The organism is Paenarthrobacter sp. 2TAF44, assembly GCF_052114885.1.
Lineage (GTDB): Bacteria > Actinomycetota > Actinomycetes > Actinomycetales > Micrococcaceae > Arthrobacter.
Genome location: NZ_JBFRFP010000001.1, coordinates 306783 through 328961 on the forward strand (window position 1 = coordinate 306783; position 22179 = coordinate 328961).

At 60.2% G+C, this 22179-nt stretch carries 19 protein-coding genes; 6 read left to right on the forward strand and 13 right to left on the reverse strand.

The genetic code is table 11. The annotated features are described in order from the left end of the window. The first annotated feature begins 22 nt into the window (after positions 1 to 22). Together uidA and AB4Z15_RS01320 are read left to right on the forward strand one after the other, a co-directional pair. On the forward strand, positions 23 to 1879 hold the full coding sequence (gene uidA, locus AB4Z15_RS01315; RefSeq protein ID WP_442015687.1) for a beta-glucuronidase: 1857 nt from the start codon (positions 23 to 25) through the stop codon (positions 1877 to 1879). Continuing rightward, the gene (locus AB4Z15_RS01320; RefSeq protein WP_442015688.1) at positions 1876 to 2901 is read left to right on the forward strand and encodes an SDR family NAD(P)-dependent oxidoreductase; all 1026 of its coding nucleotides are present in this window, start codon (positions 1876 to 1878) and stop codon (positions 2899 to 2901) included. The genes uidA and AB4Z15_RS01320 overlap by 4 nt, the downstream gene beginning before the upstream one ends. 53 nt (positions 2902 to 2954) lie before the next feature. Here the strand turns inward: AB4Z15_RS01320 and AB4Z15_RS01325 are convergent, their stop codons facing one another. Genes AB4Z15_RS01325 through AB4Z15_RS01350 form a run of 6 tightly spaced genes read right to left on the reverse strand, consistent with a single transcriptional unit; the run spans position 2955 to position 11155 of the window. Then, positions 2955 to 5270 (reverse strand): beta-L-arabinofuranosidase domain-containing protein, encoded by a 2316-nt coding sequence (locus AB4Z15_RS01325; protein ID WP_442015689.1) that lies wholly within the window; start codon positions 5268 to 5270, stop codon positions 2955 to 2957. A gap of 1 nt (position 5271) precedes the next feature. After that, complete coding sequence (locus AB4Z15_RS01330) at positions 5272 to 6870, reverse strand: alpha-N-arabinofuranosidase (RefSeq protein WP_442015690.1); 1599 nt, start codon at positions 6868 to 6870, stop codon at positions 5272 to 5274. A gap of 31 nt (positions 6871 to 6901) precedes the next feature. Then, positions 6902 to 7921 carry a LacI family DNA-binding transcriptional regulator gene (locus AB4Z15_RS01335; protein ID WP_442015691.1) on the reverse strand — a complete coding sequence of 340 codons (1020 nt, stop codon included), beginning with the start codon at positions 7919 to 7921 and terminating at the stop codon, positions 6902 to 6904. 11 nt (positions 7922 to 7932) lie between these two features. Then, a complete protein-coding gene (locus tag AB4Z15_RS01340; RefSeq protein WP_442015692.1) occupies positions 7933 to 8847 on the reverse strand; it encodes a carbohydrate ABC transporter permease in 915 nt (304 codons plus the stop codon). Further along, positions 8848 to 9810: a carbohydrate ABC transporter permease gene (locus AB4Z15_RS01345; protein WP_442005544.1), complete on the reverse strand. Its 963-nt coding sequence runs from the start codon at positions 9808 to 9810 to the stop codon at positions 8848 to 8850. 1 nt (position 9811) lies between these two features. Continuing rightward, a complete protein-coding gene (locus AB4Z15_RS01350) occupies positions 9812 to 11155 on the reverse strand; it encodes an extracellular solute-binding protein (protein WP_442015693.1) in 1344 nt (447 codons plus the stop codon). 334 nt (positions 11156 to 11489) lie between these two features. Here AB4Z15_RS01350 and AB4Z15_RS01355 point away from each other — a divergent pair, with 334 nt between their 5' ends. Further along, positions 11490 to 12461: an AraC family transcriptional regulator gene (locus AB4Z15_RS01355; RefSeq protein WP_442015694.1), complete on the forward strand. Its 972-nt coding sequence runs from the start codon at positions 11490 to 11492 to the stop codon at positions 12459 to 12461. Positions 12462 to 12557: 96 nt separating this feature from the next. On the opposite strand, the gene AB4Z15_RS01360 is transcribed toward AB4Z15_RS01355, so the two are convergent. The 7 genes from AB4Z15_RS01360 to AB4Z15_RS01390 all read right to left on the reverse strand — a co-directional run bounded on the left by AB4Z15_RS01360 (position 12558) and on the right by AB4Z15_RS01390 (position 20134). After that, positions 12558 to 14042, reverse strand: coding sequence for a carboxylesterase/lipase family protein (locus AB4Z15_RS01360; protein ID WP_442015695.1), 1485 nt, complete (start codon positions 14040 to 14042; stop codon positions 12558 to 12560). 38 nt (positions 14043 to 14080) lie between these two features. Then, the gene (locus AB4Z15_RS01365) at positions 14081 to 14806 is read right to left on the reverse strand and encodes an alpha/beta fold hydrolase (protein WP_442015696.1); all 726 of its coding nucleotides are present in this window, start codon (positions 14804 to 14806) and stop codon (positions 14081 to 14083) included. A gap of 140 nt (positions 14807 to 14946) precedes the next feature. Further along, positions 14947 to 15501, reverse strand: a complete 555-nt coding sequence (locus AB4Z15_RS01370) for a cysteine hydrolase family protein (RefSeq protein WP_442015697.1) — start codon at positions 15499 to 15501, stop codon at positions 14947 to 14949. A gap of 27 nt (positions 15502 to 15528) precedes the next feature. Beyond that, on the reverse strand, positions 15529 to 17001 hold the full coding sequence (locus AB4Z15_RS01375) for an NAD-dependent succinate-semialdehyde dehydrogenase (RefSeq protein WP_442015908.1): 1473 nt from the start codon (positions 16999 to 17001) through the stop codon (positions 15529 to 15531). Between the two features lie 77 nt (positions 17002 to 17078). Next, entirely contained in the window at positions 17079 to 17561 is a 483-nt protein-coding gene (locus tag AB4Z15_RS01380; RefSeq protein ID WP_442015698.1) for an NUDIX domain-containing protein, read from the reverse strand. A 103-nt stretch (positions 17562 to 17664) separates the two neighbouring features. Further along, positions 17665 to 19095, reverse strand: a complete 1431-nt coding sequence (locus AB4Z15_RS01385; protein ID WP_442015699.1) for a purine-cytosine permease family protein — start codon at positions 19093 to 19095, stop codon at positions 17665 to 17667. 100 nt (positions 19096 to 19195) lie between these two features. After that, on the reverse strand, positions 19196 to 20134 hold the full coding sequence (locus AB4Z15_RS01390) for a flavin reductase (protein ID WP_442015700.1): 939 nt from the start codon (positions 20132 to 20134) through the stop codon (positions 19196 to 19198). A gap of 140 nt (positions 20135 to 20274) precedes the next feature. Between AB4Z15_RS01390 and AB4Z15_RS01395 the strand changes: the two genes are divergently transcribed. From AB4Z15_RS01395 to AB4Z15_RS01405, 3 genes are read left to right on the forward strand one after another with little or no spacing between them, the layout of a single operon-like run. Continuing rightward, positions 20275 to 20955, forward strand: coding sequence for a GntR family transcriptional regulator (locus AB4Z15_RS01395; RefSeq protein ID WP_442005131.1), 681 nt, complete (start codon positions 20275 to 20277; stop codon positions 20953 to 20955). A 55-nt stretch (positions 20956 to 21010) separates the two neighbouring features. Continuing rightward, positions 21011 to 21619, forward strand: a complete 609-nt coding sequence (locus tag AB4Z15_RS01400; RefSeq protein WP_442015701.1) for an amino acid synthesis family protein — start codon at positions 21011 to 21013, stop codon at positions 21617 to 21619. Continuing rightward, positions 21616 to 22170, forward strand: a complete 555-nt coding sequence (locus AB4Z15_RS01405) for an amino acid synthesis family protein (protein WP_431114987.1) — start codon at positions 21616 to 21618, stop codon at positions 22168 to 22170. The genes AB4Z15_RS01400 and AB4Z15_RS01405 overlap by 4 nt, the downstream gene beginning before the upstream one ends. Positions 22171 to 22179 lie beyond the last annotated feature (9 nt).

Consider the following 22179-nt stretch of genomic DNA (forward strand, 5'->3'; position numbering starts at 1 on the left):
CAGCCAAGCAGGAGAAAATACATTGCTTAAGCCCCGCCCTACAATTACCCGAGAACTTATCAACCTGGACGGTCTTTGGCGCTTCGCCCTTGAAGATGCAGACGTTCCCCAGCCTTGGAGAGGCGTCCTGGGGGGCAGACTCGAAGCCCCTGTCCCCTCGAGTTATAACGACCTCTTTGCTGACCAGAAGATCCGGGACCACGTGGGCTGGGTGTGGTACCAGCGGACGGTGCGCGTACCGCGGGGCTGGACCGGGGAAAGGGTTTTGCTCCGTTTGGACGCAGCCACGCACGAGGGCAAGGTCTATGTTGACGACGTCCTGGTAGCCCGGCACGTCGGTGGCTACACGCCCTTTGAAGCAGACATCACCGACCACGTCTCACCCGGAGGTGAATTCAGGCTCACCGTTGGGGTGAACAATGAACTGACCAGTGCCACCATCCCACCTGGCAGCATCAGCGTCAGCCAGGACGGCCGACGCCAACAGACCTACCTGCATGACTTCTACAACTACGCTGGCCTGGCGAGGTCAGTGTGGCTCTACAGCAAGCCAGAACGCCACATCAGCGACATCACCGTTGTTACCGGCGTTATTGGCCGAACCGGCGTCGTCGATTATTCTGTCGAAACCAATCACCAAACGTCGGTCCGTGTCCGGGTCCTAGATGCTACAGGCCAGGAAGTTTCATCCGCAGAAGGCAGCCAAGGAACACTCACTATTGACGACGTCTTGCTGTGGCGACCCGGTGCAGCCTACCTCTACAACCTGGTGGTAGAGCTCCTCGACGGCGAAGACGTGATTGACAGCTATACAGAGCCGTTCGGTGTGAGGACCGTCGAAGTCCGCGGGACCCAGTTCCTTATCAACGGAGAGCCCTTCTACTTTACTGGCTTCGGTAAGCACGAGGACACAGCCGTTCGGGGCAAAGGTCACGACAACGCCTACCTTGTGCACGACTTCCAGTTGCTGGATTGGGTGGGCGCCAACTCGTTCAGGACCTCGCACTACCCCTACGCGGAGGAGGTTCTGGAATTCGCTGACCGCCACGGCATCGTCGTCGTCGATGAAACTGCCGCCGTCGGACTGAACCTGGGGGTCCAGGGAGGGCTGACAGGGGTGGGCCCCAAGCCCACGTTTTCGCCGGACACCTTCAACCACGAAACCCAGGCGGCCCACGCACAACACCTTCGCGAGGTCATCTCACGCGATAAGAACCACCCAAGCGTTGTCATGTGGAGTATCGCCAACGAACCGGCCTCGAACGAGGATGGGGCCCGGGAGTTCTTCGAGCCGCTCGTTCAACTGGCCCGTGAGCTCGATCAAACGCGTCCGCTGACGTACGCCGCAGTCATGTTTGCTACCTTCCAGAACGACAAAATCGCAGACCTCTTCGACGTCCTCAGCATTAATCGCTACTACGGCTGGTACATCTTCACAGGGGATCTTAAGACCGCAGAAGACTACCTTGAACGTGACCTCCGCGGCTGGCTGGAGGCCTTCGGCAAACCCATCATGATGAGCGAATACGGGGCAGACACCATGCCCGGACAACACTCCATCTGGGACATGCCTTGGAGCGAGGAGTACCAGCAATCGTTCCTCGCCATGAACCACCGCGTCTTTGACAGGATTGATGGCTTCGTAGGTGAACACGTCTGGAACTTCGCCGACTTCCAAACGTCGAACGGGATCCACCGCGTGGACGGCAACCGTAAGGGCGTTTTTAGCCGGGACAGAAAACCAAAAGCGGCAGCTCACACCCTGCGTGCCCGATGGACTGGTCTCAACGGTGCCAAGCCCGCCATGGACGAAACAGAAATTCCCGAAAACATAACAACCGAGCTCAATCCAGCACCGGCCCTCGAAGGAGCAAAATGACCAACAACATCAAAGCACTAACCGGCTCGCGTCCTATTCGGGAATGGCTCGCCCATCCCGCTGGCGGTCCCCTCCTTCGGGGAATGCTTAACGAGGCCGGACAGGACGAATCAGCCCTGAAACCCATCGATCACCTTGCCCTGCAACAGCTCGTTGAACTCGGTGGCGGACAGTTCCCGCAGTCCCTGCTTGATCATCTGGTGAGGGAAGCAAATGGTGGAATGGAACCCGAGGAGGACGCCGAGGACATCGACGACGCCCTGTGGCAGGAACGCATCACCGACGGCAGATTCCTGGGCAAGACCGTCATCGTCACGGGCGCCGGCTCCGGGATCGGCCGCGCCACTGCTTCCAGGATTGCCCGGGAAGGGGGAAGGGTGATTGCCGTAGACATCGCAGCCGCCCGGCTCGACTCACTGGCGATGGATCACCCGCAGGCTGACGTGGTGACAGTGCAGGCCGACATCACCAAGGACGAAGACATTCTGAGGATTGTTGAAGCCGCTGGAGACCGGATATATGCCTTGGCAAACGTCGCCGGAATCATGGACGACATGACCCCCTTGCACGAGGTGGCCGATGACGTCTGGAACCGGGTGTTCGCGGTCAACGTGGACGGAATGTTCCGCCTGACCCGCGCCGTACTACCGGCCATGCTGGCTGCCGGACGCGGTTCCATCGTGAACGTTGCCTCCGAAGCCGCGCTCCGCGGCAACTCTGCAGGGCTCGCGTACACCGCGTCCAAACACGCAGTTCTCGGAATGACCCGCAGTACTGCCTTTATGTACGCGCCCCAGGGAATCCGCGTCAACGCAGTCGCCCCGGGCCCGGTTGCAACAGGCATCGAGGCCACCTTTGGCTCGGAGCTCGGGGCGAACCGGTTGGCTCCGTTCATGCAGATAATCCCACCTGTTGCTGTGGCCTCGCAGCTGGCTGCCTCCATCACGTTCCTCCTCAGCGAGGACGGAACCAACATCTCCGGCGCCGTCCTGCCATCGGACGGTGCGTGGTCGGTCCAGTAAGAAAAGCCCTTGGGGTTCCTCACTGCAGATGATGCAGTGAGGACCCCAACTTTTCAGGCCAACGAATCCGCGGCATCGGTCAAGAGCAGCAGGCGCCTTAGCCTTGGCATCGTGTGGCCCGGCCGAGGAGCAATGAGCAGCCGGGCCTCCGAGCTGCCGTTGCTGTTGAACTGAATCTCACTGGTACCGTCCGGCCCTTGCCTGACTGTTGCTGCCGTCCCGTTGTCTGCCCCGGAGAGAAGGAACGATTCCTGATCCTCCCCCGGCACGCTTTCAATGCGAAGGCTCGTGCCGATCATCGTCCAGTCACGCAGCACCAGTGAGAGCGGCTCCTTGGGGCGCAGCCAGTGTGCCCCGTCGGGTGTCATTCCACGCTCAGCATGCTGGGCGCTAACCTCATGATCGAGTTCAGGCTGCTGCTCCCCGAAGGTGATCCCGTCCACTACCCGTGCTTCCAAGGCGGTAGATGCCCTGTCTTGTTCCGCCAACTTCCCCTGGATTTCGCTGATCTGCATTTCGTCCTGAGCCATGGGCCAAGAGAGCCGGTACCGGGCATCGTGGATCCTGTGCAGAGGCTTAAGCGTCAGCCTCTGCCCATCCGAGGCGAGAACCGAGAGCTCTTCGCCCCCTTCGGAGTGGGTTTCCAGCCCACTGGCAAGCAGAACAGGCGTCTCCGCCAGCGGCCTGAGCGGCCCTGAAGCGATGTGGGCGGCCCTGGCCCCCGTTGCCCGGTAGGGCAGTCCATCGTCCGGGATCTCCTCGGCCATGACAGTGGGTCCGTATCTGATCCAGGCCCATGGAGAATCATCCGCGGCCCGGACCACCTGCAGTTCACGCTCCAGACTTAGCAGGATCTCCTCCGTCCCGTCCCACACGCGGCGCAGTCGCCACCAACCCCTGTCCTCCTCGATCCTGCCGCCGTCGATCCTGCCGCCGTCGCTCAGTGTGGCTTTGGCACCTCGCGCCCATTGCGGTACGCGGATGGCCAGGGTGAATTCCCGCGGTTCCTCCACTCTCACACGGACGGATGCGGTGTTCCCTGAGGGTAAGGCCGAATCAATGGTGACCCGGACGCCCTGCTCCGTCCAGTTGAGTTCCGTGGCCAAAAGCCAGCTGATACGGAGTTCGTCGCCACTGGCGACGTACACGTGCGCAGCATGCTTTGCGTGAGCCTCGTAGCCGGAGCCCATACAGCACCAAAAGCCGTCCTGTTCCGGCGAATACATCCGGTAGTGGCCGGGACGGTGGGAAGTGAAGTAGACCAGGCCACCGTGCCCAGGGTGCTGCGTGGATAGCACATGGCTGCATTGCGTGACCTCGATGTAGTCCAGGTACCGGTCCTCCCCGTTCAGGAGATGGAGCTCGGCTGCCAGCTTGACCATGTTGTAGCTGTTGCAGCTCTCGGGGCCCTCCCGGCCGAGGAACATTGGGGAGAAGTCGTCCCTGCGGTGGAAGTGCTCCCGAACACTGTTGCCGCCCATGGCGCTGCTGCGCCACGCAACGACGTCGTCGAAAAAGTCTCGGGCGGCCTGCCCTATCCGCGCTGTCGCTGCATCTTCCAAACCCAGTTCGCGGGCAGCCCTGGCAATTGCGGCGTAGCCCACCACGACGGGAATCTGGGTGTTGGCGTGAAGGCCCGCAAGTGAGTCCTGCGTTGTTTCGCCCGGCAGAGCCAGCACCCGGGTTATCAGCTCTTCCCGAATGAACCTGATGGACAGCTGAAGGTAGCGACCATCCTGCCGGAGAAGTGCCAGGCGGGCGAACGCTTCAGTAAGTCCGCCGAACTCGGTTTGCATCATGAGCTCGAGTGCTTCCTGGTCCAGTCGGTCCGTGGTCTCCAGCCACCAACTCGCCAAGTCATCCAGGATCTGGTCCGCCTCCGCGGAGGGAACATTCCATGCGACATCCACCAAGCCCGCCAGCGTCTTGTGCAGGTTATACAGGGGAACCCAGCGCCCGTTGAGCTCAAAGGGGGAGGCTCTAATGTCTCCCTGAATGAGCTCGTCCCAGAGCTGCCGCCCTTGAGGTACGCCGCCCAAGTATCCTGTACCGGAGGCCTGCTGAACTTCCCGGAGTCCGGACAGCAAGCTTCCAAGCATCTTCTCCAGACGTGAGTCACCGTCCCCGGCTACCGCGTGGGCAAGAGCTGACAGGACGTGCCCTGCCGTGTGGCCGTTGAGTCCCGTCGATTCCCAGCCGCCGTAGAGCTCCGCCGCAGCGGGAAGGCCCGCTTCGCGACGGAAGGGCGCCAGAAGACGATCAGGATCCAGACGCAGCAGTGCTTCACGGTTCACACGCTGGGCTTCAGCAAAGACGCCCTCGCGAAGCCGAATTTGGCTGAGGGGGCGGTAGTCAAAAGTCATGGTCATCTCAACAGTTCAAGCAGGGCTTGCTGCCCGTGGTGGGGCTGGACGTCGCGGCCGCTGCAGCAGTGACTACAGGGACCTGACCAGACAGTGTTCCCCGAACGGTCGCGAAAGAGTGGGCTGGAAGACGCAGTACCAACTGGCCCTCGCGTTCTTCAACTTCGAGGAAGCGCGGCGTGACGGCGTCGGGGTGTGCGGGCGCGTTGAACGCTGAAACTTTGTCGCCGGAAAGCACCAGTGCTTCCACCTGCTCCAGGGAGCCGCCGCGAAGGTCCAGCACCACCTCGCTTTCGTCCTCCAGTTCCAGGTTGGCCATGGAGATCAGAACCTGGCCATCCTTGGTGCTGGCGGAGGCAGTGAACGTGGGGACCTGCTCCCCCTCCAGAGTGTGCGAGCCGTCAGAGTCAAGGTGGGTATGCAACGCGGTGGCATCCTGATGCCCTGCGTTCATGGCGAAGACGTGGAACGTTGGCGTCTTTACGAGCGCTCCGCTCTCTGGATCCGTGAGCAGCATGGCTTGCAGGACATTTACCGTTTGGGCGATGTTCGCCATGACCAGCCGGTCTGCATGATGGTGAAAGGAGTCAAAGTGGATTGCTGCCACCAGGGCGTCGCGGATGGTGTTCTGTTGATAGAGGAAGCCGGGGTTGGTGCCGGGCTCTACGTCCCACCATGTGCCCCACTCGTCCAGGACCAACCCCACCGCCTTGTGCGGATCGTAGACGTCCATCATGGTGGAGTGCGCAGTCAGCAGGGTCTCAATGTGATGGGCGGCCTTGACCGTCTTCCAGTACTCTTCCTCATTGAATTCCGTGGCGGAGCCTTTGCTGTCCCAGTGACCGGACATCGTGTAGTAGTGGAGCGAGACACCTTGATATGGGGAGCTCTTGCGGCCTGGCCCGCCCTTGTCATGAAGCGCTTCCATCAGGGCTTTGGTCCATGCCACGTCGTCGTCGTTGGCGCCGGCTGCTATCCGGTAAACATCGTTGCCGTTGTGGGAGCGGACAAAGGTGCTGTACTGCCGGGCCAAGTCTGCGTAGGCCTCAGCCCGGAAGTTGCCACCGCACCCCCAAGGTTCGTTGCCGATGCCGAAGAAGGGGACTTTCCAGGGCTGGTCGCGTCCGTTCTGTCGCCTCAGGCGAGCCATAGGTGAATCATCGGCGCGGGTGAGGTATTCGATCCATTCGCTCATTTCCTGGACCGTGCCGGAACCCACATTGCCGTTGACGTAGGCGTCCGCGCCGAGCATTTCGCAGAGGTCCATGAACTCATGGGTGCCAAACGAATTGTCTTCTACGACATCGCCCCAATGGGAATTGACCATCACGGGGCGCTGCTCACGAGGGCCGACGCCGTGACGCCAGTGGTATTCATCGGCGAAGCAACCGCCGGGCCAGCGAAGATTTGGGATGCGCAACTCGCGCAGGGCTTCCACCACATCATTCCGGATGCCACGGGTGTTGGGTATTTCGCTGTCCTCCCCCACCCAAAAACCACCGTAGATGCAACGGCCCAAATGTTCGGCGAAATGGCCGTAGACGTGACGGCTGATGGTGGGACCCGCAATGTCCAGATTGACGACGAGCCGGGGCGAAGATGCCATGGTCAAGATTTCTCCAAAGTCTATGTGTGATTCAGCTGGTTGATTCCCGGACGATGAGCCGGAAAGGGGCCACGAGCTCGCGCCCGGGGCGGGGGGAACGGTCTTTAATCCGTTCGGTGAGAAGGGAGAGTGAGGACCGGACCATCCAGTCATGGTCCGGTGCGATGGTGGAAAGGGACGGAACGGAAAATGCTGCCTGCTGGACGTCATCGAAACCGATGACCTTCACGTCCTCCGGAACCCGCAAGCCGGCGTCCTTAAGACCTCGAATCACCCCGAAGGCGACCGCATCGGTAACGGCTACCACGCCGTCGAATTCAATACCGTCGTGGACCAGCTTCTTGATGCCATCAGCGGCATGCTCCATGCTGGGTTGATCCATGGGCACGTGCAGGGAAGGGTCGTCGCTGAGTCCTGCGTCCGCCAAGCTCTGTCGGTAGCCCTTAAGACGATCCAGTACAACATTGTGGAGCTCGGTTTCGGGAGAGTAGTTACTCGCCCAGGCGATGCGTTGGCACCCTTGCTCCACCAGATGTGCAGTGGCCGCCTTGGCTCCTTCTGCGTTTGGCATCACCACGTGATCAACGGCATCGCCGTATATCTTTTCGCCGAGGAGGACCAGGGGTATGGACTGGTTCAGAAGGCTGGCTTCCTCCGGCCCCAGTACCAGTGCAGAGAGAATCAGGCCGTCGTATTCCAGATTGCGCGACATTGCGACGGCGTCGAGTTCGTCTTCGATGTGCAGACCGGTCTGCTCAACGGCCACGCGGTATCCGAGCTCGGCGGCCTGGGCAATAACCCTGCCACTGAGTTCACCGAAATAGGCGTGGCTGAGGGCAGGAACCGCCAACCCGATCACCCCGGTGGTCCCGGTGCGCAAGGTCCTTGCAGAACGGTTCATGACGTAACCGCTCTCCTCCACAGCCTCCAGGACACGCTTGCGGATGTCCAGATTTACAGACCGCCGGCCGTTCACGACGTTGGATACCGTCATTGTTGACACTCCTGCCAGCCGCGCTACGTCAGACATCGTGACCATTGCAGACCCCATTTCCACAAAACTTATTTGATGCCGGCAGAACTAAAACTTTGCGTGTAGCGCTGCTGGACGAAGAAGAAGACCAGAACTACAGGTATCACGTAAAGGATGGATCCTGCGGCTATGAGGTTGTTTAGTGGGAAACCCCTTTCATTGACGTACCCGGATGACAACGCAACTGCCAAGGTGGTGTTGCTCTGATCCAAGAGAAGGTTGGGAGCTATGAAATCGCCCCAGACCGCCAGGAATGACATGACGAAGGCGGTGACGACGATCGGTTTGGAGATAGGGAGAAAGATCCTGGTGAATATGCGGAATTGTCCGCACCCGTCAAGGATGGCCGCCTCCTCCAGTTCCTTGGGAAGGCCGGCAAAGAACTGGCGGTAGAGGAAGATCAGATAGGGAGATCCCACCAATCCCCAGATCACCCAAGGCCAGTAATTCCCCACAAGTCCCACCTGCGAAAACAACAGATAGGTGGGAATGAGTGTCACGATGCCGGGCATCATCATCATGGCGATGAGTACTCCGAAAAGAATTCCCTTTCCCGGCCCGCGGAGCCTGGCAAAACCGTAACCGACCAATGCCGAAGACAGCGTAGTAAGGACTCCGTTGACCGTGGCCAGGAACAGGGAGTTCAGCATGTACGGAAGGAAGGGGATCCTCGTTAGTGCCTCTACGAAGTTCTCGATGTGCGATGGGAGCGGCCACAGAACGGCGATCCCTGAGTACAACTGCTCAGGCGATTTGAACGCCGTGGCCAGCACCCAGTACATGGGAAAGGCAACAAGGGCAGTGATGAACACGAGGACGGCCGTGACCAGAATGGTCGACCGTCGCCGAATGCCCGATCGGCTTCGCGTGCCCCGCTCATGACCAGGTGACTGCACCGGGTAGGGATGCGCCCGTTTGGATGACTGCAGTTCCTTGAGGGTCATCTACTTCCCTCCATCGCTGGAAGGATCCACGGAATAGAAGACAGTCTTTCGGCTCGCACGGAAGAACAAGACCGTTACCACCAGGATGGCCAGGAAGAACAGCCACAACATCGCTGAGGCATAACCGTAGCGGGAGTAGGCAAAGTACTGTGCATAGACGTCGATCATGAAAATCCTGTTGGCTTCGGGAACCGCCGTGACAGCAGCTGCGCCAGTGGTCGGGGAAAGCAAAAGGGCGGGAACGAAAGTTTGCAGAACGCCGATGGTCGAAGTCACGGTCTGGAAGAGGAGCACTGGCGAGATGGTGGGAAGTGTCACTGCCGTGAACCGGCGCCAAGGTCCGGCTCCATCCAACGTTGCGGCCTCCAGGAGCTCCGGGGAAACATCCTGCAGCGCAGCGAGGTTGATGATCATGCCGGCACCAATGCCCCAAAGCATCACGGCCAGCAGGACCACGAACACTTGCTGCCCCGTCATCCAGTTCACGGCGTCCTGCCCGAACCAGGCACGGACAGCGTTGATGGCGCCGGAATCCCGGTCAAACACCAGCTTCCAACTCAATGCCGACGCCACTGGGGGGAAGACGGCGGGGAGGTAGATCATGGTCCGCCAGAAAGACCTCAGTCGCACCTTCTGGTTCAGCAGGATGGCCAGACCGAGACTGCCCGCCACCGTAAGAGGCACTACGACAACAGCCAGGACTGCAGACCGCGACATGCTCGCCCACGTTTCAGGGTCGCCCAGGACGTCGAGATAGTTCTGCGCACCCACCCAGCGAAAACCCGGGCTCACGCCGTCCCAGTCGGTCAAGCTGACACCCAGGGCGTAGGCGAGCGGAAAGATCGTGAGCAGGACGGTGCCGATGAGCCAGGGCGAGATGAAGAGGTAAAAAGCCCGGCTACGCCGCTTGGTCAATGGGCTGCCCCGCCGTACGGGACGGGCAACGCTTAGCGTCGAAGCCATGTCAACCGCCGATACGCGAAACACCCTCGGCGAGGAGTGCGTTGCATTTGGTGTTGACTTGATCGGCGAACTGCCCGGCCGTCAGGGATCCCTGGACCAGCTTGGGGAACTGCTCCGAAACTGCAGCTGTCAGCGCCGTGACGGTTGCGTATGGGGAAAAGCTCAACACCTTGGCGTACTTGTCCTCGGCCGTCTGGGTTTCCAGAGCTGACTTCTGGTACGCCTCCTTGGCAGGAAGGCTGGAACGAAGGTTCTTCATGACGGGCAGACCACCACCGGTTGCTGCACGGTCCTTTGCGGGCTGCCCGGCAGTGAACCATTCGAGGAAGGCGAAGCCTCCGTCTGGATTTTTGGCCTTGGCGGGAATCCAATGGCCTGTGGCGCTGGTGGTGGGGCTTACCCGCTCCTTGCCCAACAAGGGCGCAGGTGCCATACGGGCAAAGTCGGGCGCCTTCGTGTCGCCGGACACGACGCCAGTCAGCCAGTATCCGGCACTCTGCATGGCCTGCCGGCCTGAACTGAACGGGGGCCAGTCCCAGCCGTCGGGGTTGGGATCCAGGAGTGTGTAGCCAGCTTTGGCTTTCGCTACATCTGCCAGCCAGCCCACGGCCTTCTGAGCCTCGGGTGAACTGAAGTCCACCTTCTTCAAATCTTCACTGAACAGCGAGACGCCGGTTGTGGCGAGCATGCCCTGAAGGAACGCGACATCAGGAGCTGTTGCGAACAAACCATAGCGGGAAGACTTGCCGCCGGAGGTTGCGGTCATGCTCTTGGCAACGTCCAGCAATTCGTCGTAAGTAAGCGGATTAGCGCTATCAGGAACCCTGGCACCTACTTCCTCGAAAACAGACTGGTTGTACCAGAACATCATGTCCAGGCTCCAGTCCTTGGTCAGTCCGTAGGTGCTGCCGCTGCCCTGCCGGGTGCCATCCCACTTCCACACATCGTTGATTGCTTCGAGGTCGTCCGAGTGGATGAGGGAGCTGCCGGAAAGGTAGTCATCCAGCGGTTTCGCAATCTTTCGGGAAGCCAGATAAGGAGTGACTTGGGCTCCGGCACCGCGGACCAGGTCCGGGGGCGTGCCGGCAGCGAGCATGGCGTTGAGGCGGGTTTCGTCGTACTTGATAAAGGTGATGGGAGCATCGGCGTTGAGCTGCTGCCAGGCGGAGATCACATCCTTGGTGATCTCACCATCGTTGCCCATGATGGTCAGGGCACCTTTGCCGGAAGAACTGCCACCTGCAGAGCTCGAGGTGTTGACCTTGCAGCCACTAAGAGCTGCGGCTGCCACACCTGCGGCGGTAAGACCGAGGAATCCCCTGCGATTAATGGGTTGGATTTTCATAAACTGCGCACCTTCCTTGCTACGCGTCCACGCCAAGGGAAAGCCTCGGCATGTAACGATAAACGGGAGATCCGGGATGCATCACGAGAAAGTGTGCTTTAGGATGCGTTTATCGTTACACGAGCATGTGGAGGCGTCAAGACTTTCTTCCAACTTCGTTTCCTGTTACGGGCTGTGACCTGCGCCCGCCAAGCCGTCCTGAAATGGCCGGGGGTGGCAAAGAAAATATATTGAATACATGACGATAATCAAATAAACTCGATATACCTCCGGCGCTACTCCGGCAAGCCCTTATCGGGCTTAACGCCCCACGTCGAAAATTTTGGAGCACTTGATGCACACCCACGGGCTTGATACGGGTGGTAGACCCCTCGTCCTGGACACACACGACCCCTCTGAGGCTCGCGAGGCACTCAGTAACGCATACTGCCCCCACATCCTGGCTGTTTCCCAGCCCAGAGACTTCCATGCTGTCCAGGAAGAAGTCACCTTAGGCCCTCTTTCCATACACAGGCTGAGTTACGGATCTGAGGCATCTGTCGATGCTGAACCGCTCGCCTCATGGATCTTGATCAGCATGGTGCTCAAAGGCCGATTGGCCGTAAGCTCGGGCGGCGCTGAACGTATTCTGACGTCAGGGCAGACGATTGTCTTGGACTCGTATCGAAACTTCAGGCTCGTATTTGGGGTGAACTCCCAGCTCCTCACCTTCCGGTTTGACCGTGCGTACGTGGAACAGGCCCTGCATGATTTGCGCGGTGACAAGACAACGTCCCGGGTGCGGTTTGGTTTGCAAGGGCCCAAGTCTTTGCGGGCCGCTGCCACTTGGAATGCAGTATCGTCACTGCTGGTTCGGGAGTCCAATGCGAACACTTCCGGCGCCGGCTATCCCTTATTGCAAGACCAGCTGATCCGTACCGCCGTCGCCGCCCTCGCAGACACCCACCCGCTGGCGATCGACGCCGGGGAGGAAGTTGGCTTGCAAGCTGACTCAGCCGCTGTCCGTCGGGTCATGGCGATAGTTGAGGCCCGGCCGGAGTATCAATATCAAGTAGCCGACCTCGCAAAAAGTTCTGGGTTGGGTGTCAGGGCGCTTCAGGAGGCTTTCCGGAACCAGCTGGGGACAACTCCCATCGGATTCATTAGAGACGTGCGGCTTCGCAGGGCCCACGACGACCTCTTGTCGGGCCGGGGCAGGACAGTTGCAGAAGTGGCAGACCGTTGGGGATTCTCAAACTTGGGCAGGTTCGCCGCGCAGTATCGGGAACGCTACGGATTCCCGCCATCCGCTACGCTGCGGCGCTGACGTCTCGCCTATGACAATTGGCGAGTGCTGGAATGACAAGGGGAGCGCCCTCACCATTCCAGCACCCGCCGGTCAGATCCTGACGAAGGAGGGACCCTACGCGGGACGTGACCCATCAAGGCTCTGCCAGGGTCTTCCAACCTCGGTGCCGACCCGGATGTTTTGGTCAATCAGAAGCAGTTCGCCCTGTTCAGAGGTATATTTCGGCCAGGCAAAACCCTCATGCTTTGGGTCTCCCGTAACAGCAAAGGAAATGAAAGCCTTATGCATTGACGTCCCGATCCTCTCAAAGACAACTTCCTCGATGCCCTGAATAAATCCTGCCCCCGACCATCTATCGACATTGTTGAACGTAAATGGCAGGTCCAAGCAATGAGTCGCGCCCAGCCTGCCGTCAAATGCCGGCGAATCGAGTCGGAACTCATACGCGTACACCGGAGCGTCTACAGCCCGTTTTTCCACCAAGTCCAGCGCGCTCCGCCTGAAGAGGTTGTCACTGACAACACCGGAAAGCACCTCTTGTGGGGTGTGTCGTCCCGAGCTGAGGTAGGCCTCATAGATGGTCAGGGCTTCCTCGCCCTCACTGCCCAACCAATCCAACACCTGGGACCGGCTTGTATCTGCATACTGGGGGTCCAACGCGAACGCGAAACTAGCCTCATCTTCGGTCCAGCCGACCAGCAGCTCAACGTCAGATTCCGCCAGCGCCTGCAGTGGATGAACCGGAAAACTGTCCTCGTCGATAACCGGCAGGAATGCCAGCGGCCAATTTCCAAACGCCGCGTTGTCAATCAGTACTCCCAGGGAGCCCTCAACCAGACGCTCCCCTGGCTCATTCCTTAGCGCTTCGACGTCGTCGTGGCCGAGCAGGGTGGCGAGTTTCCGGGTGCGCTCGAATGCCTCCGAAGGTGTTTGAAACTCGATGCCCAGAGGGCTGCTTTGCAGTATCGCCCGATGAAAAAGGCCACGGGAAGTCGGGTGCTGCACAAGTCCTCCTATTGAGAGGGCACCACCTGATTGACCGATGAGAGTGATGGCGTTGGGGTCGCCACCGAATGCTGCGATGTTATCTACAATCCAGCGCAGGGCGACGGCTTGGTCATCGAGCCATAGGTTCTCGCGGTCGCCCATCCCGGACAGAAACCCCAACGCACCGAGCCGGTAGTTGATCGTAACGACCACCAAGTCGCCGTTTTTCGCAAAAGTATCGCCAGCATAGTAGGGAATACTCCCAGAACCGATGAGCAGTCCGCCACCGTGAATCCAGACCAGGACCGACCTCCGCTTGTCATCGGCAGAGGGCGTCCAAATATTTAGACTGAGGCAATCTTCATCGAACGGTGGGGACCCGTGCTCCCCCAAAATAGGCGATCCGCCGGGGACAAATGGCTGGAGCGCCGACGGTCCATAATTTTCAGCGCTCCTTATCCCCGCCCACCCCTCGTGGGGGCGTGCAGATTGCCACCGCAGATCGCCGACTGGGGGTGCGGCGTACGGAATTCCCCGGAAGACACTCAGGTCTTCTTCGAAAACGCCCACCACATCGCCGTACGACATTGTAACTACAGGTGAATTACTCACGGTTACCGCTTTCATGTTGTTGGAACCACGTTGTGGAATCAGTCCTGCCCGGCATCCACAATTTTGGCGGCCAGCAATTCGGGGTTGGTAAAGACGACTTCGTGACTCCCCGGCATTTGGACCAGTCGGTGAAGCCCAAGTCGGCTGGACATCCGCGGATGCCAGCCCCATTCTCCAGGAGGCAACGCAGTGTCTTCGGTCCCGTTGAGGTAGCTCTTGGGAATTGGCGACTGGTAGAAAGCGGTGAGGTCCAACTGGTCAGCGAAGGGCTGGAAGGGTTCTGGAGACAACAATTCGAAAGTAGATTCCGCGAGTTTCAAGTCCGCGTCCTGAATGAATGCTTCACGCCAGATTGAAAACGGCAGCGCTACTGTGTTGTCGTCAGAGCTGGCAGCCAGCGAGCTGAAAAGTTCACGGTAGTGTGGGGGCACTTCGTCAAGCAGCGAATTCCCCGGCTGCGGAACGAATGCGTTCCAAAAAATGAGCCGACGCAGCCGCTCGGGAATCTCTTCCGCGACTCGCGCAATTACTGTACCGCCGAAACTGTGCCCCAGAAGAACCACGTCCGTCAGATCATTGTCCGTAATGAACTGAACTACAGACTGCACACAATCGTCGTGGTTCACTTCCTTATTGACGCCGATGCCGTGGCCGGCGAGAGTGGGACCGTAGGCCCTGTGACCAAGGGATTCCAGATGCTCAATGACGGAATCCCAAGAAGCTCCGTCGTGCCATGAGCCGTGAACGAGAACGAATGTTGTCATAACTTCTCCTGTAATAGCAGCGATTTTTCAGCGCCGTATATTGATTGGATGACGACAATCGTATGAACTCTATATAGCTCCGGCTACCCCGATAACGCATTCCTTGGCCAATAAACGATCCAGACTAAAAAGTCCTGACGCTACGGCTGGAGCAGGGTTTCGCTTTTGACCACGTTGATCATCGGCGACAGCAGCTGCATGAGGTTGAGCGCCTGATCGTGCGCGTCGTCGTTCTGTCCCGCGCACGCGTCTTGGACCACAGTGACAAACCGGCCTGCGTCCGCGGCACCAAGGGCCGTGGCGAGGACGCAGCAGTCGGTTGCCACACCTGTCAGGATGAGCTCTCCGCCCACAGGGATTCGATCGGCCATCGCATCGCCCCACTTGGTGAATGTTGGAAGATCAATGGAGCTTGGGGCGTCGACGCCCGGAAGCGCGAGATCCCAAAGGTGATCCTCGGGTTCCCGGCGCATGCTTGACCACCGGTCGTAATAGGACAACCACGAACCCGGTTCTGTCGTGTCTGGGACGAATCGGGTGGTTATTGGTTGAAATCCTGCCCCTGCCAGCCGTGCGATGGTCTGGGCCGCTTCGTCGTACCGCGGGATGTGCCAGTCCCCCACTTCACGGAAGGCGCGCTGCATGTCGATAATGACCAGCTGGCCTTTTGCTGCGCTGGTTGAAGCTCCTCGCATGGGGCTATTCACGGTTTCTCTGCCTTCTTAGTCCGAGTAGGGGTCGGCGATGCCGATGTATTGGGTGGTGGTGTACTCGGCGATGCCTTCGGAGCCGCCTTCACGGCCGAGGCCTGATTGTTTGACCCCGCCAAAGGGTGCTGCGGCGTTGGAGATGACGCCGGCGTTGAAGCCGACCATGCCGAACTCGATCTGCTCCGCAACCCGTAGGAGGCGGTTGAAGTCGCGACTGTAGAGGTAGGATGCGAGCCCGTACTCGGAGGCGTTGGCCAGGCGGATGGCGTCCTCTTCGCTAGTAAAGGTGGTGACGGGGGCGACGGGGCCGAAGATTTCCTGGCCCAGGATCGCTGCGTCGTTCGGGACGTTGGACAGGACGGTGGGCTGGTAGAAGTAGCCGGGTCCGTCCACGGGCGCACCGCCCGTAACTGCAACGGCTCCGGCGTCGACGGCGGCGCTGACCAGGGCGTGGACGTCGTCCCGGGCGCCGGCGTCGATCAGCGGCCCAACCTGGGTGGTGGGTTCGGTGCCGCGGCCGGTGGTCAGCGCGCCCATGGCGGCGGCGAACTTGGCGGTGAACTCCTCAGCGACCGAGGAATGGACGAGGAAGCGGTTGGCTGCGGTGCAGGCTTCGCCCATGTTCCGCATTTTCGCGGCCATCGCGCCTTCAACGGCTTTGTCGAGGTCGGCGTCTTCGAACACGATGAACGGGGCGTTCCCGCCGAGTTCCATGGAGGTCCGCAGGACGTTCTGTGCGGCGTCGGCCATGAGCCGCTTCCCGACCGGGGTGGAGCCGGTGAAGGAGATCTTCCGCAGCCGGGAGTCCTGCAGGAGCGGCCCGGAGATCCCGGACGCGCTGGAGGAGGCGACGACGTTCAGGACTCCGGCGGGCAGGCCGGCGTCGAGCATGGTCTTGGCGAAGTACTGGGCCGTCAACGGTGTGAGCTTGGCGGGTTTGAGGACCATCGTGCAGCCGGCCGCGACAGCGGGAGCGACTTTGCGGGTGGCCATCGCCAGCGGGAAGTTCCACGGGGTGATCAGCAAACAGGGTCCGACGGGTTTGTGCTGGACCAGGATCTTGTTCTTGCCCTCGGGCGTGGTGAGGTACCGGCCGTAGTCACGGACCGTTTCTTCGGAGAACCAACGCAGGAACTCAGCACCATAGCTGACCTCGCCGCGTGCTTCGGCCAGGGGCTTGCCCATTTCCAGGGTCATCAGCAAAGCAAAGTCCTCAGCCCGTTCGCTCACCAAATCGAAGGCCCGGTGGAGGATCTCAGCCCGCACCCGGGGTGCGGTCCGTGCCCAAGAGGACTGGGCGGCGTCGGCGGCATCCAACGCTGCGACCGCGTCTTCGCTGGTCGCGGAGGCGAGCGTGGCGAGCACCTCCCCGGTGGCGGGATCGTGCACATCGAACGTGCCGCCGTCGGAAGAATCCCGCCACTGCCCACCGATCAACAAGCCAGTGGGCACGGACGCGAGGAGGCTCGTTTCCCGGTCAATCATCAAAGTAGAGTTTTCGGCCACAGAGGGTTCCTTACTATTGCGTAGCTCATGTTGTGTTCCAGGACCCGACGCTGCGTTCATCGTCCTGCATTCGTTTCGGCACCCGGCATCAGGCTCCCCAGAACGATGTCCAGCCACGGGACCCGATTTGAGAACCGCCGGATTTTCCCGGGAGCAGCCCAGCGATAAGTGTCATGCTCGTCATTGATCGTTAACCGTCGCCTCTTGCTGACGGCTGTATAGGTATGGACCAGCCACGGATTGCCTTCGTGGTCAGAAATTTGAAGCTGTTCACCGGTCCGGAAGCTGGCGAGATCCCCGAGGGCGAGACCTGCTTCTTCCTCGAGTTCAGCCAGTGCCTGCTGGAGCGGCGAAACGGCTGGTTCGAGGTATCCGGTGATGCAGTGCCAGAGTCCGCGTTCATGACCGACGGACTGGCTGCGCTTGAAGAGGGCAATTCGTCCGCGCCATTGAACCACCACAGCTACAACGGCCCGAGGCGGGAAGACTGCGGTGAAGTCTACTTCCGCGCTCGTCCCTTGCAGCGTTGCGGTACTCATCGGTGCTCCTGATGCGTTCGGTTGCCCGGGGTTTGAAGGTTGTTGTGCAAAGGCCGGGGAGGATCCTGGGTGGACCACTCCCCGACCTTTGCCACCTTGATGGTTAGAGGGTTTGCGCGCCGGGGCTGCGGTCGAGCATTTCCAGCCCTGAAAGACGCCTGCGGCGATGCGTGGCGAGGTAGGTGCCAGCAGCAATGGCCGCACCAATGTAATAGGAGAGGTCACCCATTTGCGGGAAAGCAGCGGCTATCGGTCCGGTATAGATCGAGGACATCCAGAACGGTGAGGAAAGCGCGACGCCGGCTGCCCAAGCCACGAAGCCCCATTCGAACTTCCGACTCTTATCGAAAAGTTCGCGGAGCCCACGATCGGTGCGTCGGCCTCCGAACAGGTAATCGCAGACCAGGACGGCGACGTACGGGGCGATGCAGTAGGCAGTCAGGTTAAGGAATGCAGTAAAGCCTTCGTTGAATCCGGTCTGGCCCCACTGCGCCACAAGATACGATGCGACGCAGATGAAGACTACCGCCGTGTGTCGCTTCACGGGGACGCCCATGGTCTGGATGGAAATGGCACCGCCGTAGACATTGAGGAAGTTCTGCGTGAACGAGGACAAAGCGACGACGCCGAGGCCGACGGCGGCCCAAGGGCCCATAAGTTCCTTCAGCGCACCGATGCTATCGGACGCCGTGGTGGTCGTTCCAAGGAGGGTTCCGAGGATCCCCATCCAGACAAGGGTGACGAAATTGCCCAGCATGGTAGCCCAGCCGGCGCCGCGCCTGTTCCCGGCTGTATTGGGAAGGTAACGGGAGTAGTCGGACGCAAAGGGCATCCACGCGACGATGAACGAGAAGAACCAGCCGAAGAAGACGATCCACCCTCCGACGCCGTTAAAACCCAGGGCTGCGGGGTTGAAGTCGGTCTCAACGCGTCCGTTGGCCGCTGCCACGATGGTGATGAAGACAAACCCGATCACCAGGACAAAGGACAGGATGCGCTGCAGGAAGTGGATCAGGTTGTAGCCAATGACGGCCACTCCAAGCTGGATGCCCATGAGGATCAGTGACGAGAGCCAAAACGGGATATCGGTGAGCAGGGCGATGGCCTGGCCGCCAAGGATGACTGTAACGGCGGCCCAGCCGATTCCAGCGAAGACATTCACGTAGGCCACTGGGAAGAGGTTGCCGATGAAACCAAGAGGACCGCGCCCCTGCATCTGCTGTGGGACGCCCAGCCGAACACCCATTGCGGACAGGTAGCCCATTCCCGCCGAGGAGGTCACGCCGGCAAGGATGATCGCCAGGGCCGCGGCCCAGAACGGCAGGCCGAAATATGTGGCACTGAACCCCAGGACGACGATGGGAAAGTTCATTCCGGCGGCGAACCAAAGGAAGAACTGGGAACGGGGTTTGCCGTGGCGTTCGACGTCGGGGATGTGCTCGATGCCGTAAGGCTCGATTTTGGTGAGGCTGTCGCGATAACCGCGATCTTCGGCAATGCTGCTTTCTGCAGCGCGAATGGTATCCGGGCTCATTTTTGTCCTAATGTTGGATGCGCACCCTGGTGCGCTGCTTACGAGCAGTTCGGTCGGCGCGGTTGGTTTCCTGTCGGGGATTGTTGGCCGCGCCGGCCGTCTAAAGTTCGGCGAGTTGAGCGCCGTCGAAAAAGTGCCCGGCCTTGTAGACCATCGGCGCAGTTTCGCTGATTTCCGCGTGGCGGACCCTGCAGATGAAGACCGTGTGGGTCTTGGCTTGGAAACGTTCCTGGATTTCAGCTTCAAGGGAAGCGGCCGAGCCGTCCAACAGAGGACTTCCCTTGGGCCCTTCGTGCCAGTCGAGCTCAGCGAACTTGTCAGGAGCCTTCGAAGCGAAAGTCTTCACAGTGCCCAACTGCTCCGTGCCGAGAATGTTGATGCCCAAATGGCTTGAAGAAAAAAGGGCCGGGTAGGTGCTGGACGTCTTTTGGACACAGACAAGCACCAGCGGTGGTTCCAGGGAGACCGAGCAGTAGGAGTTGGCTGCCAGGCCCTTTGGGGTCTCCCCTTCCTTTGTGGTCACGACCGTAACTCCGGTAATGAACTGGCGGTTGAAAGCCTTCATCAGCGATGGGTCCAATTCGGCAAACTCGTCGCCATCGGGAACCATCGGGGCTGCAATCCCGCGCAGCGGCCGGATTCCAAGGCCGGCGAGCAGTTCGCTGCCGTCCCACGTCACGGTTTCTTTGAGTATTTTGCCATCCTGAAGGATCAGGATGTTTGAGCCACGGGTCTGCACAGTCAGACCAGTGGCCGGTACGCCGAGGTATTCATGGGTGTGGGTGCCGGTGGAGGTCCAGAAAACGGCGACTGTGCCGTCCCCTTCGACGACGTCATCGACAGTAGTGCGCAGGTCCGGGAAGGCCTCCCGAACGGCGGCGATCTCCGACTTGAGGCCGGCGAGGTCGACAGTTGCGCCTGTCGCCTTACTGGTGCGGGTATAACCGGGAGATACGAGGCTGTCCAAAGCATCAAGGTCTCCCTTGTCCCAAGCGGCGAGCCAAGCTGACGTGATAAGCGGTTCGAGCGTCTGTTGCATACCAATGACCGTAAGACAGGTCACATGCCAACGTCAATAGGCCAACGCAAAATTGGCAAATTCCCTGTAATGGCAGGGTTTATTAAAAGTTGGCGGCGTTTTGTTGACTCCGCTGATGTATGCAACATACTCTGTGATGTATGCAAGAGAACCTGGAAGTAGAGAATGCGCTGGCTGACCGCGACGCCCTCCTTGATCGGATCCGCAGACTGGTACTGGGAGGGGATTTTCCTCCGGGCGCAGTTCTTCCCGAAGCATTCCTGGCCCAGGAGTTCGACGTGAGCCGGACCCCTATCCGCGAAGCACTAAAGCAGCTGCAGCATGAAGGTCTGGTTGAGATCCGGCCCAAGGTGGGCACTTTCGTGCGTGAGCCCACGCGCAGGGAGATCATCGAGCTCTTCCAGCTCAAGGAGTCCCTGGAGGGACTCGCTGCATCCCTGCTCGCCGGACGCGGAGAGGTCAAGGAGCTCTCAATACTGCGGCGGAACCTGGAAGAGTCCGAAATGACTTCCCTGACCCATGACACCGACACCTATGCCCGGCTGGTCCATGAGTTTCACTGGACGATCGTGCGCGGCTCGGACAACCGAAAGCTTATTGAGCACTACGAGCGGCTCATGAACCAGCTCGCGTACCAACGCCTTGTTCTGCGCACGGTTGAACACCCGGGGAGGCTCGAAGCCTCCACGCGTGAACATCGGGCTGTGTTGGACATGATCGAGCACAAGGACCCCTTCGGGGCCGAATCCGCCATGAGGAACCATGTTCACGCCTCATCCAGGGAGGCCCTCACCGAACCGGTTCCGGGCCGCCGGAGCTGAAGCAACCACAACGAAAGGAAGCCATGCGCTTCACCATTACTGGAAAGAGCCGACAATGAACGACCAACGACTCGGCATCCGCAAGATTGTCTACTACAGCGAGGAAATCCTGCTCGAAAACGGTGCCTCTCCTGCCATTCCAGCAGTTCGCGCAACAGCTGCTGCCGTGGTCACCAACCCATGGCTGGGCGGCGACGCGAGCGATGACCTCGGCAAGGAAGTAGTACAGCTCGCTCCGGTGCTTGCACGAAAATTAACCGACCTCCTTGCTGCCAACCTCGGCGGCGTGGACGCCATCGAGGCGTTCGGCAAGGCCGCGCTGGTCGGCATCGACGGCGAAATTGAGCACGGCGCCGCCCTTATCCACACACCGTTCTTTGGCAACCTGGTCCGTGAAAGCTTCGATGGTGAATCCATCATTTGCTTCGCAGACGACCGTGCCGAGGCAGGGACCTCGCTCGTCGTACCCCTCTGGCATAAGAACGCCGCCGCCACCCGCACCCATTACCAGAGCATCACCACACGCATCGGTGACGCCCCGCGCCCAGGCGAGATCGTCGTCGTCCTCGGGGCCTCAACGGGGCCCAGGCCGCATTCCCGCATTGGGGACCGCCGCACCGATCCCATCGTCAAAGCAGACACCCTAGGAGAACTTGTTTCATGAGCATTCGCAAAATTGTCACCCTGACCGAAGACGTCCTGACTGAAGGAGGCCGGGAAGTCAGCCCGACCGCAAGGGTCGCAGTTGTCGCAGCCATCATCAAGAACCCGTGGGCCGGCCAGGGATTCGTCGAGGACCTTTCTGCCGGTATCGATGGCAATGCATCGGACATCGGAGCCCTCCTCGCTCCACGCGTGCTTGAAGCGCTCGGCTCCCCTGCCGAAGCATATGGCAAAGCTGCGATCGTGGGACTGAACGGTGAAATCGAGCACGGTTCCGGCCTCATTCACACCCTCGCGTTCGGAAACCACTTCCGTGACGCTGCCAACGCCACCACCCTCTTGCCGGCCGTGGAAAAGCGAGGCCCCGCTGGTGTGGTCTTCGATATTCCCCTTAAGCACATCACTGATGCGACCATCCGGTCCCACCACCAAAGCATCGAGGTCCGGATTAACGACGCCCCGCATGCCGATGAAATCGTGATTGCCCTGGCCGCCGCAGCCCAAGGTCGGCCCCAGCAGCGCCTCGCCGCGTTCAGCACCGAAGCCAACTAAGGAGACTGC